The sequence below is a fragment of the Burkholderia sp. F1 genome (assembly GCF_050813845.1).
Taxonomy (GTDB): domain Bacteria; phylum Pseudomonadota; class Gammaproteobacteria; order Burkholderiales; family Burkholderiaceae; genus Burkholderia; species Burkholderia ubonensis.
Map to the genome: position 1 here is coordinate 1281375 of NZ_CP172422.1, position 13990 is coordinate 1295364.

Here is a 13990-nt window from a genome sequence, read left to right on the forward strand (position 1 = left end):
GATCGCGCGTCAGCGATAGACCGGGAAACGCTTGGTCAGCTCGGCCACTTGCGCGCGCACGCGCTCGATCGTCGCTGCATCTTCCGGGTTGTCGAGCACGTCGGCGATCAGGTTGCCGACCCGCTCGGCCTCGGCCGTGCCGAAGCCGCGCGTCGTCATCGCCGGCGAGCCGAGACGGACGCCGCTCGTCACGAACGGCTTTTCCGGATCGTTCGGGATCGCGTTCTTGTTGACCGTGATGTGCGCGGCGCCGAGCGCGGCTTCCGCTGCCTTGCCGGTGATCTGCTTCGCACGCAGGTCGACCAGCATCACGTGGCTTTCGGTGCGGCCCGACACGATGCGCAGGCCGCGCTTGACCAGCGTCTCGGCCAGCACGCGCGCATTCTCGACCACCTTCTGCTGGTATGCCTTGAAGTCCGGCGACAGCGCTTCCTTGAACGCGACGGCCTTCGCGGCGATCACGTGCATCAGCGGACCGCCCTGGATGCCCGGGAAGATCGCCGAGTTGATCTGCTTCTCGTACTCGGCCTTCATCAGGATCACGCCGCCGCGCGGGCCGCGCAGGCTCTTGTGGGTCGTGGTCGTGACGAAATCGGCGTGCGGCACCGGGTTCGGGTAGACGCCCGCGGCGATCAGGCCCGCGTAGTGCGCCATGTCGACCATCAGGTACGCGCCGACCGACTTCGCGATCTTCGCGAGACGCTCGAAGTCGATCTTCAGCGCGAACGCCGACGCGCCCGCGACGATCAGCTTCGGCTTGTGCTCCTGCGCCAACTGCTCGGCCGCTTCGTAATCGATGTCTTCGCTTTCGTTCAGGCCATAGCTGACGACGTTGAACCACTTGCCCGACATGTTCACGGGCGAGCCGTGCGTCAGGTGGCCGCCGTGCGCGAGGCTCATGCCCATGATCGTGTCGCCCGGCTTGAGCATCGCGAAGAACACGCCCTGGTTCGCCTGCGAACCCGAGTTCGGCTGGACGTTCGCGGCTTCGGCGCCGAACAGTTCCTTCACGCGGTCGATCGCGAGCTGCTCGACGACGTCGACGTATTCGCAGCCGCCGTAGTAGCGCTTGCCCGGATACCCTTCGGCGTACTTGTTCGTGAGCTGCGAGCCCTGTGCGGCCATCACGGCCGGGCTCGTGTAGTTTTCCGACGCGATCAGCTCGATGTGATCTTCCTGGCGGCGGTTTTCCTGCTCGATCGCTGCAAAGACTTCAGGATCGATATTTGCGACGGTACTGGCGGCTCGATTGAACATGTCGTTTTCCGATGACGAGTGAAGAGATCGCGAGACGGCATCATTTGAAAAGACCGGCGACGCTTCCGCTAGAACGATTGCGACAAATCAGTGGGACGTTGCGCACCCGGCCGCGTTGAAATACGCGGCTTCCTTGGGACTTTCCCCTAAAGCGGGCACTCCGGCCGATATCACCGTTCGCGCCGGAGACGGCCGCGCGGCGGCGCGTCTCTCGTCGCGAAGCCCCGCCGGTATTGGCCTTGCGCGTCGGCTGCATGGTCGGTCGATGCCGGTGCAATCGCCGCGCGCATCGCATGCATTACCAAAGGTATGGGAAAGGACGCAGAAAATGTAGCTGGATGCCGCAATTTGGCTTGATACGCTGCAATCAATGCATTAACCACCTGACGGAGACGAATATCAGCTCGAATATTCCAGTAATCGAGCGATAGGCGGTGATTCGTGCGATCTTGCGGTCGGCGTGGCCTGATTTCAACGCAAGCTTCCACGAAAACCTCCGATACCGCGGCAGGCCGCGAGCTTCAATTTCCTGAAACAGCCAGTTGGGATGACAGAATGACCCCGAATCTGACCTACGCGCCGGGCAACGTGTTGCCGCAACGCGCAATCGACACGGACGCCGCGCCGTCGTCGGCCCGGCCCGTCGCCGTGTCCGGAACCGACATTCTGACGGTCCGGAACCTGTCGAAGATCTTCGGCCCGAAACCCGAGCGCGCGGTCGAGCTGATGAAGCAGGGACTCGGGCGGAACGAGATCTTCGCCGAGACCGGCAACATGGTCGCGGTCAACGACGTGAGCCTGAGCGTCAAGGCGGGCGAAATCTTCGTCATCATGGGGCTGTCGGGTTCGGGGAAATCGACGCTGGTTCGCCTGCTCAATCGACTGATCGAACCGTCGTCCGGCCAGGTCATCCTCGAAGGCCGCGACATCGCGCCGATGTCGACGCCGGAGCTGCGCGACGTTCGCCGGCAGAAGATGGCGATGGTGTTCCAGTCGTTCGCACTGCTGCCGAACCGCACCGTGCTGGACAACATCGCGTACGGGCTCGAGGTGGCCGGCGTGAAGCAGGCGGAGCGCTACGGCATCGCTCGCGCCGCGTTGACGCGGGTCGGCCTGGGATCGTACGAGAAGCTGCTGCCGAGCGAGCTGTCCGGCGGCATGCAGCAGCGGGTGGGCCTGGCCCGCGCGCTGGCGGTGAATCCGTCGGTGCTGCTGATGGACGAAGCCTTTTCGGCGCTGGACCCGCTGATTCGATTCGAGATGCAGAACGAACTGCTGCGCCTGCAAAAGGAAGAGCAGCGGACGATCGTCTTCATCTCCCACGACATCGAAGAGGCGGTCAAGATCGGCGGCCGGATCGGCATCATGAAAGACGGTTGCCTGATTCAGGTCGGCACGCCTGCCGAACTCATCCAGTCGCCCGCGGACGAGTACGTGCGGGACTTCTTCCGCAACGTCGACGTTTCGCGCTTCCTCAAGGCGTCGAGCCTGCTGACCAGGGTAGACCGGGGGCTGATTTCGTGCGATGCCGGCGCGCCGTCCGAGCGCTACCTCGATCAACTCATCGATAGCGGCGCGGAATGCGGCTACGTGTGCGACGAAGCCGGCCGGTATCTGGGCTGCGTCACGGCGGCGACGCTGCACAAATGCGGGAGCCGCCCGATTCGGGAGGCGTTCCTCCACAACGTCGACAGGGTGTCGACGGAAACGGACCTGCATCAGCTGGCGGCCATCGCACTGAACCAGCAGCACGATGTGCCCGTCACCGATGCGGCCGACCGGTTCGCCGGCGTGGTGTCGTGCCGCGCAATACTCAAGCAGATGATGGAACGGAGGGCGGCATGAACGCATCGGTCATCGGGAAGTTCGCAGAGAGCGTCGTCAACTTCCTGTTTCAGCATTTTCGCGGCGGGTTCGACGCATTCTCGTCCGGGCTGGGCGCGGTGGTGAAGCTGCTCGAAGACGGGCTCGCGGCGATTCCGTTCGTCGCGATGCTCGTCATCCTGGTCGGGCTCGCATTGTGGCGGCGCGGCGTCGTGTTTTCGATCTTTGTCGGTCTTGCGCTCCTCGTCATCCATTACATGGGCTTGTGGACGCAGACCGTATCCACGCTGGCACTCGTCACGGCGGCGACGTGCTTCAGCCTGGTGATCGGCGTGCCGCTGGGCATCTGGGGCGCCCGGAACAACCGGGTCGGCGTGGTGCTGCGGTCGCTGCTCGACTTCATGCAGACGATGCCCGCGTTCGTTTACCTGATTCCGGCCGTCATTCTGTTCGGGTTGGGCCGGGTTCCGGCCGTGATTGCCACGATCGTGTTCGCGATGCCGCCCGTGGTGCGCCTGACGACGCTGGGGATCCGGCAGGTGCGCGAGGAGCTGATGGAGGCCGGGCGCTCGTTCGGCAGCACCGATTGGCAACTGCTCTGGAAGATCCAGCTGCCGAACGCGTTGCCGTCGATCATGGCGGGCGTGAACCAGACGATCATGATGGCGCTGTCGATGGTGGTGGTCGCATCGATGATCGGCGCGGGCGGCCTGGGCGAGTATGTGCTGGGCGGCATCCAGCGCCTGGATATCGGGATCGGCTTCGAGGGCGGCCTCGGCGTCGTGTTGCTCGCCATCGTGCTGGACCGTCTGACGGAGAGCTTCGGCGTGAAGGCGAAAAAGTCCAGGCTGGCCGCCCGGGCGAAGAAGGCGAGCGCAGGCGGCGCGGTGCGGACCTGACCGATCCGCCGGTCAAGATCACGGACCTTCCCCATGAATGAGCTGATTACAAAGGAGTACTAGATGAAAAGCAATGCGTTCCAGTCGCTTGTTGCGAAACTGACGGTGTCGGCGGTCGTTGCGTTCGGCATCGGTGTCGGGCCGGCCGCGGCGGCCGAGCCGATCAAGGTGGCGGTGACGAATTGGGCGGATGTCCTGGCCGTCGCCAACGTGGCCAAGTACGTGCTGGAGACGAAGCTCAAGCAGCCCGTCCAGTTCGTGCAGGCCGATATCGGCATCCAGTATCAGGGCGTGGCGCGCGGCGACCTGGACATCATGGTGGGCGGCTGGCTGCCGGTGACCCACGCGACCTACTACGCGAAGTACAAGAACGACATGGATGACGTCGGCGTCATCTATACGGGAGGCAAGAACGGCTGGGCGGTGCCGAAGTACATTCCCGAATCCGAGCTTGCGTCGATTTCCGACCTCGGCAAGCCGGACGTCAAGAGCAAGCTGAATGGAACCGTGCAGGGCATCGAGCCGGGCGGCGGCCTGATGCAGGCATCCGAAAAGACCATCAAGGCCTACAACCTGGACGGATACAACCTCCAGGCTTCGAGCGAGGCCGGCATGCTGGCAGGGGTGTCGCGCGCCTATCAGTCGAAGCAGTGGATCGTGGCGACGGTCTGGAGCCCGCACTGGCTGTTCCAGAAGTGGCAGATGCGCTACCTCAAGGATCCGAAGGGCGCGCTGGGCGGTGAAGAGCAGGTGCACGCGTTCGCGTCGAAGCAGTTCGCCGGCAAGTTTCCGCGCGCCGATATGTTCTTCAAGCACTTCAAGCTGACGCTCGCCGATGTCGAGGCGATCGAGTTCGAAGGAAACAGCACGAACGACTATGCAACCGCGGCGAGGAAATTCGTCGATGCGCATCCGGACAAGGTGAACGCCTGGCTGCAGCAGTAAGGCCGCATCGGCAGCTTATGCAAGACAGGCCCGACATGACGACTCTCCCGGCGGAGTGACCCCGTGAACGAGAACGCACGCTTTTTTTCCGAAACGCTGCAAAGCCGCGACCCCGTCATCGCATCGGAGATCGCGCTGGAATTGCGCCGGCAGCAAACCCAGGTCGAATTGACTGCGTCCGAAAACATCGCGTCGGCCGCGGTCATGGAGGCGCAAGGCACCGTGCTGACCAACAAGTATGCGCAGGGATATCCGTCCAGGCGCTACTACGGCGGTTGCGATCATGTCGACCGGATCGAGTCGCTCGCGATCGACCGCGCGAGGGCGCTGTTCGAAGCGGAATACGCGAACGTGCAGCCTCATTCGGGGGCGCAGGCTAACAGCGCCGTCATGCTCGCGCTGGTCGATCCCGGCGACACGGTGATGGAAATGTCGCTCGACGCGGGCGGCCATCCGACGCACGACCCGCGTCCGGCGCTGTCGGGGAAATGGTTCAACGCCGTGCGGTACGGCGTGAGCGAGGAGACGCAGCGCATCGATTACGGCCAGGTGCGCCGGCTGGCCGAGCAGCATCGCCCGAAGCTCATCGTCGCAGGCCATTCCGCGTATCCGCGCACACTCGATCTTGCGGCGTTCCGCGACATCGCGGACAGCGTCGGCGCGCTGCTGATGGTGGACATGGCGCACATCGCGGGAATCGTCGCGGCCGGCCGGCATCCGAATCCGGTCAGGATCGCGGACGTCGTGACGTCCACCACGCACACGACGCTGCGCGGACCGCGCGGCGGCTTCATTCTCACGAACCACGGCGACCTTGCGAAGAAAGTCGACCCGGCGGTGTTTCCCGGCCTGCAGGGCGGGCCGCTGATGCACGTGATCGCGGGCAAGGCCGTTGCCTTCGGCGAAGCGCTTCGTCCGGAATTCAGCGCCTATATCGATCAGGTGCTGCGCAACGCGCAGACGCTCGGCAACGTGCTGAAGGACGGCGGGCTTAGCCTGGTCACGGGCGGCACCGACAACCACCTGTTGCTGGTCGATCTGCGCGCGACGCACGTCACCGGCTTGCTGGCGGAAAAGGCGCTGGAGCGCGCGGGCATCACGTGCAACAGGAACGGCATTCCGTTCGACACCGCAAATCCGGCCGTCACGTCCGGCATCCGGCTCGGGACGCCGGCCGGCACGACGCGCGGGTTCGGCACCGCGCAGTTCGAGCAGGTCGGCGAGATGATTCTCGAGGTGCTGTCGTCAGTCGAACGCGATCCGAATGGCGACGAGAAGGTCGAGCGGGCGGTTCGAAGCCGCGTGCGCGACCTGTGCAGCCGGTTTCCGATCCACGCGCACGGGGAGGCCTATGCTTAAGTCACAGTGCCGTGCGGATTTTCAGGTGTCCAATTTGTCAGTCGAACTGTCGGTCCTTTGCGTCCCGCCCGCGCCGCACACGGTATGGGCGGGCGAACAGAGGCGCTGACGCATTTATTGAAGAGAGGAATCGAAATGAGCTTCGAGGGCGTGCATACCCCGCTGGTCACTCCTTTTCAGGCGGACGGCGAGATCGACCATCCATTGCTCGGCCGGCATGCGGCCGACCTCGCGGGCCGCGTGTCCGGTCTCGGCATCGGCGGCACCACGGGCGAATACTACGCGCTGAGTTTCGACGAGCGGGTCCGGACGTTCAATACCGTTGCCGAAGCGGCAGGAGGCAAGACGTTCCTGACCGCCGGCATCAACGCGACCACCACCAGGGAAGTGATCCGCCTGGGCCAGGAGGCCAGGCGTGCCGGTCTGTCGGCATTGCTGGTCGCCGCGCCGTATTACGCCCAGCCGACCCAGGAAGAACTGCTGGCCCATCTTCTGAAGGTCGACGACGCGCTCGACATGCCGATCATGCTGTACAACTTCCCGGCGCGCACGGGAACGGCAATCGGCGACGGCGTGCTCGCGGCGCTGCTCGAGCGGCGCAACTTCGTCGCGATGAAGGAAAGCACGGGGGACATCGGCCACCTGCACCATCTCGCCACGCATTTCCGCGACAAGCTGGTGCTCAGCTGCGGGATGGACGACCAGGCGCTCGAGTTCTTCGTGTGGGGCGCGAAAAGCTGGGTGGCGGGCGCGTCGAATTTCCTGCCCGAAGCGCATACCGCGCTTTACGACGCATGCGTGAAGCGCGGCGATTTCGAAACGGGCCGCGAGCTGATGGCGCAGCTTCTGCCGGTGCTCGAGCTGCTCGAGCGCAGCGGCAAATTCATTCAATACGTGCGATGCGGCTGCGAGCTGGCGGGAATGCCGGTCGGCGCGGCGCGCGCGCCGCTCGGCACGCTGTCGGACGACGAGCGCCGCGTGTTCGCCCAGCTCGTGAAGCCGCTGTTCCGCCACGCTCAGTAACTCAGTCACGCACCATGGCCTCGAATCTGGAGTTCGCGCGGTTTCCCGCGCCTGACGGCGTCAACGGCTGGTGGGAAAGCCTGCCGCCGCCAATGCCCGCCGAAACGGTGTCGTCCGAGCGTCGCTACGACTGGGTCGTCGTGGGCGGCGGCATTACCGGACTGTGCGCCGCCCGACGGCTGGCCGAGCTCGCGCCCGACGCGTCGATCGCACTCGTCGAGGCGGATCGCATCGGACGCACGACGGCCGGACGGAATTCCGGATTCTTCGTCGATTTGCCGCACGACATCAGCAGCGAAAGCTATTCGCGCAGCGTCGAACAGGACCAGGCCGATGTCCGGTTCCAGCGCCACGGGATCGATTACGTGCGCGCGATCGTGCGCCGGCACGGCATCGATTGCGATTGGCGGGACGACGGCAAGTTTCATGGGTCGGTCAACCGCAAAGGGGAGGCTGCGCTCCAACATTTCGCGGACGGCCTGGCCAGGATCGGCGAAGCATTCGAATGGCTCGACCGCGTGGCGATTCGCGCGGTGACCGGCACCGATTTCTATCGCGGCGCGCTGTTCACGCCGGGCTGCAGCACGGTACAGCCGGCCGCGCTGATGCGCGGCCTGGCGGCGACGCTGCCGGAAAACGTGCAGGTGTTCGAACTGAGCGCCGTGACGGAAATCGAGCATCGCGGCGACGCCAAGGTGCTGCATTTCGCGCGCGGCACGCTCGTTGCGAAGCGGGTGGTGCTTTGCACGAACGCTTACGCGGCGACGTTCGGAAGGCATCCGAACGGTCTGTTGCCTGTTTATACGTTCGCGTCGATGACGCGCGTCATGAACGCGGACGAAGTCAAGCGACTGGGCGGCACGCGATCGTGGGCGCTGATCCCCGCGGACCCGATGGGCACGACCGTGCGTCGTCTGGCGACGGACCGCATCTGCGTGCGCAACCATTTTGCGTTCCGGCCGGGGCTGGAGGCGTCGCCGGCCGATCTGGCGAAGGCGAAGCGCCTGCATCAGCGCTCGTTCGACCGGCGATTTCCGATGCTGAAAGGGGTTGAGCTCGAATACACGTGGGGCGGGCCGCTGTGCCTGTCCGCGAACAACGGCGCGCTGTTCGGGCGCCGGGACGACGGCGTCTTCGAAGCGGTCGGATGCAACGGCCTCGGCCTGAGCCGGGGATCCTCGTCCGGCAAGCTCATCGCCGAATACGCGCTGGGTCAGTCGAGCGAGCTCGTGCAGCAACGGCTGAGCCAGCCGCACCCGCGTTCGCTGCCGGTCCGGCCGATTGTCGACGTGGCGGTATCGGCCGCGATCTGGGCGAAGGAATTTTCGGCTGGCGCCGAGCTTTGATATTCAAGGAAAGGACATGACGACTCGTCAGGAATGGAAACAGAAGGCCGCAGCATTGTCGCTCGACGGCAGGGCGTTCATCGCCGGGCAGCGATGCGCGGCCGCGTCGAACGAGACGTTCGGCACCCTCAACCCGGCGTCGGGCAAGGTGCTGGCCGACGTGGCCCGATGCGATGAAAGGGACGTGCATCGCGCGGTCGCGGCTGCCCGGGACGCGTTTGAATCCGGCGTGTGGTCGAAGGCGGCGCCCGCTCATCGGAAAGCGGTGCTGCTTCGATTGGCGCAGCTGATCGACGCGCACGCGGAGGAACTGGCGCTTCTCGAAGCGCTGGAGGCGGGCAAGCCGATCAGCGAATGTCTCGGTCTCGATATTCCCGAGTCGGCGGCCTGCATCCGCTGGCACGCCGAAGTGACCGACAAGCGCTATGACGCGCTGTCCCCGTCGGGATCGGGCGTCGTCAGCATGATTACCCGCGAACCGATCGGCGTCGTCGGCGCGGTGCTGCCGTGGAATTTCCCGGCGCTGATGCTCGCGTGGAAGATCGGCCCGGCGCTGTCCGTCGGCAACAGCGTGATCGTGAAGCCGGCCGAGCAGACGTCGCTGTCGACCTTGCGCATCGCCGATCTCGCCGTCGAGGCCGGCGTGCCCGCGGGCGTGCTGAGCGTCGTCACGGGCTTCGGCGACAGCGCGGGGCAGGCGCTGGGGCGCCATCCCGACGTCGACCTTGTCGCGTTCACCGGTTCGACCGCCACCGGCAAGCGCTTCCTGCACTATTCGGCGGACACGAACCTGAAGCGCGTGGTGCTCGAGTGCGGCGGCAAGAATCCGCAGGTCATTCTTCCCGATGTCGCGAATCTCGATGCGGTGGCCGAGCAGGCGGTGGCGGCCGCGTTCTGGAACATGGGGGAGAACTGCAGCGCCGGATCGCGGATCCTCGTGCCGTCGCACCGGAAGGCGGAACTGCTGGAAAAGGTCCAGGCGGTGCTCGCAGGCTGGAAGACGGGCGACCCGCTCGACCCGGACGTGAAGCTCGGCGCGCTGATCGAGGAGAAGCACTTCGAAAAGGTGCTCGCCCATATCGAGCAGGCGAAGGCGGAAGGCGCGCGCGTCGTGTGCGGCGGACGCGCGACGCTCGCGGAGACCGGCGGGTGGTTCGTCGAGCCGACGATCTTCGACCAGGTGACGCCCGACATGCGCATCGCGCGCGACGAGGTGTTCGGGCCGGTCGTCTGCTTCATCGAATACGAGGATGTCGAGGACGCCGTTCGCATCGCGAACGACACGTGCTACGGGCTAGCCGCGTCGCTCTGGACGGACAACGTCAACAGCGCGCACAAGATCGCGGCCCGCATTCGCGCGGGCACCGTGACGGTGAACTGCTTCGGCGAGGGGGATCTTGCCACGCCGTTCGGCGGCTTCAGGCAATCGGGATTCGGCGGCCGCGACAAGTCCGTTTATGCGCACGACCAGTATTGCGAGTTGAAGACCACCTGGCTGAAGCTCGATTGACGGCGGCAGCGCATGTGCGGGCATGACCCCGATTCCGGGATCGCCTCTCTTGCCAGCCGGCAGGCGGACTCGCAAACTGGATTGATTCGAGCCCCCGGTGGGGCTCGTGGCACGATAGCGGGATGGTTCCCGGCAGCGCCGGAACGTGTCGACGGACAGCGTTCCGGCCTGCGTTGCGAGTATTCGTTTCGAGAGTGACAGCCATGTCGAAGAAGCAGCTATTTACCGACCGACTCCTCGCGCAGATGCCGTCGCTCCGGGCGCTGAGGTGCTTCGTGACGGCGGCGCGATACGAGAGCTTCACGCAGGCCGCCGAAGTGCTGTGCGTGACCCAGGCGGCGATCAGCAGACAAATCAAGGAGCTCGAGGATTCCCTCGACGTCGCGCTGTTCGAGCGCACCGGCCGGCATATCGCGCTGACTGACGCCGGGCGGATCCTCTACAACGCGTCGTATCTGTCGATCATGAACATCGCCGAGGCGGCGGAGGCCGTGCGTCGCACGGACAAGCACGCGCTGACGATCTGCGTGTCGCATACGTTTTCCGCGCTGTGGCTGTCGTCCCGGCTCCCGGCGTTCCGCGAGCGCTTTCCGGAGATCCGCCTGCACGTGATGGTGACGGAGCAATTCATGGAGCTGGACGAGCTCGTGGAGCCCGACGTCATCATCTCGAAGAACCCGCCGCGCGAACCGGAGTTCGAGGTCGAGCCGCTGTTCCATGACATCGTCTACCCGGTTTGCAGCCCGTCGTTCCACGAGCGGCATTTTCGCGGGAGGACGCTGAAGCCGCTGGACCTGCTGGCGCACCCGACGTTGAACCTCTCGTTGCTGGGGCGTGCGCAGGTTTGCGAGCACGTGGACTGGCGCGTGTGGCGCAACTGGTTTCAGCAGGGCGACGGCACCGACACGATCGTCGAGAACAAGCGCCTGGAGAGCAACGACTACCGGCTGCTCGTCGCGCAGGCCGAAGCGGGCGAGGGCACGCTGCTGGGCTGGCATCACCTTGTGCACCGGCAGGTCGAAGAGGGACGCCTGCTGCGGCCGGTGCCGGATGCGCTCGTGTTTCGCGACCGCCATCACTATCTGATCACCCACAAGAACGCGCGGCTGCGCGCGGAGTATCAGCAGTTTCGCGACTGGCTCGACGAGGAAGTCGGCGCGATGATGCGCGACTGGCTCGACGCCGGCGTCGAAGTCGCCCGATAGCGATGAAGCCGGATCATTGACGCAGGCAGTCTCATGGTTAGCCACCCGATCGCCACCCAGGCCGCGGCTTCACGACCACTCCGCTTCGGCATCGTGCTGCTGCCCAATTTCACGTTGACCGCCTTCTCGGGCTTCGTCGACCTGCTCAGGCTCGCGAGCGATGAAGGCGACCTGAGCAGGCCGGTTCGATGCGCGTGGACCATCGTCGGAGAAAATCTCGTTCCGGTGCGCGCCAGCTGCGGCATCCAGATCACGCCGTGGACGACGTTCGAAGACGCGCAGGCATTCGATTACGTCGTGATCGTGGGCGGGCTCCTGCACTCGGGGCCCTCGGCGAGCGACGCGACATTGGCGTTCATTCGCGCGATGGCCGGCACGTCGGCCACGCTCGTGGGCATCTGCACGGGTGCATTTGCGCTCGCGCGAGCCGGCGTGATGGACGGCTATCGCATCTGCGTGAGCTGGTTTCATTACTGGGATTTCGTCGAGCGCTTCCCGGGCATCGACGAGCGCAATCTCGTCGCCGACCGGCTGTTCGTCGTGGACAGGCGGCGCATCACCTGTTCCGGCGGGCGCGCGTCGATCGACGTCGCGGCCGCCATCCTGCTGCGGCATGTCGAAGCCACGATCGTCCGGAAGGCGCTCCGCATCCTGCTGGTGGACGATGCGCAGAAAGGGCATGCGCCGCAGCCGCATCCCCCGGGGCTCGCGCCTGCGACACATCCGAAGGTCAGGCGGGCCATTCTGTTGATGGAGCAGCACGTCGGCCAGCCGTTGAGCCAGCCCGAGCTGGCCGGACGGCTCGACGTGTCGGTGCGGCAGCTCGAACGTCTCTTTGCGACGGAAACGGGGCAATCGCCGCGTGCGTATGCGAGACAGATTCGAATCCGGATGGCGTCGTGGCTGCTGACGAGCTCCGATCGCACGGTGGCCGATATCGCGACGTCCTGCGGATTTTCGGATGCGTCGCACCTCGGTCGCGAGTTCCGGAAGGAATTCGGGGAGTCGCCGAACGCGTATCGCGCGGCGCGACCGCCGCACGCGCCGGAAACGGCGCTTGCCGACGAGCCCGCGTCGCAGGACCTTCGATCATTTGAAACATGAATGACCGGTGGGCCCATCTTCACGACGAGCACACCCCGGCGGCGTTCCCCACGCCTACGCAACCTCGCCGCTGCCGCGCACGACCGCCGCGGGCTGCATCTGCGCGAGATGACGCAGCAGCTTCGTGACCATCACGACGACCGTGAGCGCGAGGATCACGAAGAACACCGCGAGCGGCGTCAGCACCTGCACCGATACGAAGCCGGCCAGCCCCATCATCGCCGACGACACCAGCAGCAGCGCGCAGCCGAGGATCGCGCTCGTCAGGCCCGCGATGTGCGGGAACAGCGAATTGCCCTTCGCCATCAGCGTCGGATACATCGCGCCGGCGCAGAACCCCATCACGAGCACGGGCGTCGCGAGCGTCCACACGCGCAGGCCGACCGTCAGCGCCAGCACGAGCATCGCGATCGCGGCGCCGGCCATCGCGCGCGCGCCGAGCTGCAGCCGCCGCTCGGCGCTCGGCAGGCGCGGGCCGTGCACGCGGTTCGACAGCCCGCCGAGGAAGTACATCATCCCGATGCCGAGCGCGAGATAGCCGAAAAAGGTCGGCGGCTTGTGCAGCGTGGTCTGCACCATGAACGGCCCGACGATGTTGAACACGAGCAGGATGCTGTAGCACAGCCCTTGTGCGAGGAAGCAGCTGTGGAACACCGGGCTCGACAGCACCTTGCCGGCGTTCGTCATCAGCGTGCGCGGCGCGAGCGGCACGGGGCGCGGCAGCGTCTCGCGATAGCGCCACAGCAGCGCCCACATCACGAGCGAGTACGCGAGCAGGAACACCAGGCAGGCCTGCCAGCCGAACCACGTCTGCAGGTGCGCGCCGATCACCGGCGCGACGATCGGCGCGAGCCCCCACGCGATCGACATGTAGGTGAACGCATGCATCAGCGCCTGCCCGGTGAACGAATCGGTGATGATCGCCTTCGCGAGCAGGTTGGTGGTCGCGATGCCGAAGCCCTGCAGGCAACGGGCGAGGATGAACGTTTCCAGGTTCGTCGCGCCGAGCGACAGCAGGCAGCCGATCGTGTAGACGACGAGTCCGAACGCGAGCACGCGCTTGCGCCCGCAGGCGTCGGCGATCGGCCCGAACACGAGCTGGCTGAACGCGTACGCGGCCAGGTAGCCGGACACGCTCGACTGGATCGCCTGCGGCGACGTCGCGAAATAGCGGGCCATCGCGGGCAGCGCGGGCACGTAGATGTCGATCGCGAGCTGTCCGGCGGACGCGAACAGGCAGATCAGCAGCAGCAGGAAACGCGGCGAATTCGTGGCGCGCGCGGGCGGGGCGGCGCGGTCGGGGCTTGAGTGGGTCATGACAGCGGGGACGGAGCGGATTCCGGCAGCGCGCCGTCACGCGGTTCAAATGTCGAACGCTGGTGCGTGGACGGCACTAATGCCCCGTATTGTGCCTGCTGCCGCGCAGATCGACAGGATTCCCCTGGCGCGGGCAAGGTTGAGTGCCGCAGAGGCGTGGCGCCGGGAAACGGCCGTCAGTCGCAACGACAAACCTGACGG

General features: G+C 65.6%; 11 protein-coding genes. 9 read left to right on the forward strand and 2 right to left on the reverse strand.

Annotation, left to right across the window (positions count from 1 at the left end; all coding sequences use genetic code 11):
• Window positions 1–9: 9 nt before the first annotated feature.
• Window positions 10–1257 (reverse strand): serine hydroxymethyltransferase, encoded by a 1248-nt coding sequence (gene glyA, locus ACFIMZ_RS24875; protein WP_431824942.1) that lies wholly within the window; start codon window positions 1255–1257, stop codon window positions 10–12.
• A 555-nt stretch (window positions 1258–1812) separates the two neighbouring features.
• Between glyA (ACFIMZ_RS24875) and ACFIMZ_RS24880 the strand changes: the two genes are divergently transcribed.
• The 9 genes from ACFIMZ_RS24880 to ACFIMZ_RS24920 all read left to right on the forward strand — a co-directional run bounded on the left by ACFIMZ_RS24880 (window position 1813) and on the right by ACFIMZ_RS24920 (window position 12472).
• Window positions 1813–3102 (forward strand): quaternary amine ABC transporter ATP-binding protein, encoded by a 1290-nt coding sequence (locus ACFIMZ_RS24880; RefSeq protein ID WP_431824943.1) that lies wholly within the window; start codon window positions 1813–1815, stop codon window positions 3100–3102.
• Window positions 3099–3980, forward strand: a complete 882-nt coding sequence (locus tag ACFIMZ_RS24885) for an ABC transporter permease (RefSeq protein WP_431824944.1) — start codon at window positions 3099–3101, stop codon at window positions 3978–3980. Before ACFIMZ_RS24880 ends, ACFIMZ_RS24885 begins: the two co-directional genes overlap by 4 nt.
• Window positions 3981–4043: 63 nt before the next feature.
• Entirely contained in the window at window positions 4044–4925 is an 882-nt protein-coding gene (locus tag ACFIMZ_RS24890; RefSeq protein WP_431824945.1) for a glycine betaine ABC transporter substrate-binding protein, read from the forward strand.
• Window positions 4926–4988: 63 nt separating this feature from the next.
• Window positions 4989–6284 (forward strand): serine hydroxymethyltransferase, encoded by a 1296-nt coding sequence (gene glyA / locus ACFIMZ_RS24895; RefSeq protein WP_431824946.1) that lies wholly within the window; start codon window positions 4989–4991, stop codon window positions 6282–6284.
• A 135-nt stretch (window positions 6285–6419) separates the two neighbouring features.
• Window positions 6420–7307: a dihydrodipicolinate synthase family protein gene (locus tag ACFIMZ_RS24900; RefSeq protein WP_431824947.1), complete on the forward strand. Its 888-nt coding sequence runs from the start codon at window positions 6420–6422 to the stop codon at window positions 7305–7307.
• 14 nt (window positions 7308–7321) lie between these two features.
• On the forward strand, window positions 7322–8653 hold the full coding sequence (locus ACFIMZ_RS24905; RefSeq protein ID WP_431824948.1) for an NAD(P)/FAD-dependent oxidoreductase: 1332 nt from the start codon (window positions 7322–7324) through the stop codon (window positions 8651–8653).
• Between the two features lie 16 nt (window positions 8654–8669).
• Window positions 8670–10163: an aldehyde dehydrogenase gene (locus tag ACFIMZ_RS24910; RefSeq protein WP_431824949.1), complete on the forward strand. Its 1494-nt coding sequence runs from the start codon at window positions 8670–8672 to the stop codon at window positions 10161–10163.
• Between the two features lie 203 nt (window positions 10164–10366).
• On the forward strand, window positions 10367–11368 hold the full coding sequence (locus ACFIMZ_RS24915; protein WP_431824950.1) for a LysR substrate-binding domain-containing protein: 1002 nt from the start codon (window positions 10367–10369) through the stop codon (window positions 11366–11368).
• Between the two features lie 33 nt (window positions 11369–11401).
• On the forward strand, window positions 11402–12472 hold the full coding sequence (locus tag ACFIMZ_RS24920) for a GlxA family transcriptional regulator (RefSeq protein ID WP_431824951.1): 1071 nt from the start codon (window positions 11402–11404) through the stop codon (window positions 12470–12472).
• A 54-nt stretch (window positions 12473–12526) separates the two neighbouring features.
• On the opposite strand, the gene ACFIMZ_RS24925 is transcribed toward ACFIMZ_RS24920, so the two are convergent.
• Window positions 12527–13789 (reverse strand): multidrug effflux MFS transporter, encoded by a 1263-nt coding sequence (locus ACFIMZ_RS24925; protein ID WP_431824952.1) that lies wholly within the window; start codon window positions 13787–13789, stop codon window positions 12527–12529.
• Between the last annotated feature and the right edge of the window lie 201 nt (window positions 13790–13990).

What these genes read in the sequence shown, in the direction of transcription:
- ACFIMZ_RS24885 (WP_431824944.1), top strand. Translation starts at nt 3,099, where the DNA reads ATGAACGCATCGGTCATCGGGAAGTTCGCAGAGAGCGTCGTCAACTTC.
- ACFIMZ_RS24890 (WP_431824945.1), top strand. Translation starts at nt 4,044, where the DNA reads ATGAAAAGCAATGCGTTCCAGTCGCTTGTTGCGAAACTGACGGTGTCG.
- ACFIMZ_RS24905 (WP_431824948.1), top strand. Translation starts at nt 7,322, where the DNA reads ATGGCCTCGAATCTGGAGTTCGCGCGGTTTCCCGCGCCTGACGGCGTC.
- ACFIMZ_RS24910 (WP_431824949.1), top strand. Translation starts at nt 8,670, where the DNA reads ATGACGACTCGTCAGGAATGGAAACAGAAGGCCGCAGCATTGTCGCTC.
- glyA (WP_431824942.1), bottom strand. Translation starts at nt 1,257, where the DNA reads ATGTTCAATCGAGCCGCCAGTACCGTCGCAAATATCGATCCTGAAGTC.
- ACFIMZ_RS24915 (WP_431824950.1), top strand. Translation starts at nt 10,367, where the DNA reads ATGTCGAAGAAGCAGCTATTTACCGACCGACTCCTCGCGCAGATGCCG.
- ACFIMZ_RS24920 (WP_431824951.1), top strand. Translation starts at nt 11,402, where the DNA reads ATGGTTAGCCACCCGATCGCCACCCAGGCCGCGGCTTCACGACCACTC.
- ACFIMZ_RS24925 (WP_431824952.1), bottom strand. Translation starts at nt 13,789, where the DNA reads ATGACCCACTCAAGCCCCGACCGCGCCGCCCCGCCCGCGCGCGCCACG.
- ACFIMZ_RS24880 (WP_431824943.1), top strand. Translation starts at nt 1,813, where the DNA reads ATGACCCCGAATCTGACCTACGCGCCGGGCAACGTGTTGCCGCAACGC.
- ACFIMZ_RS24900 (WP_431824947.1), top strand. Translation starts at nt 6,420, where the DNA reads ATGAGCTTCGAGGGCGTGCATACCCCGCTGGTCACTCCTTTTCAGGCG.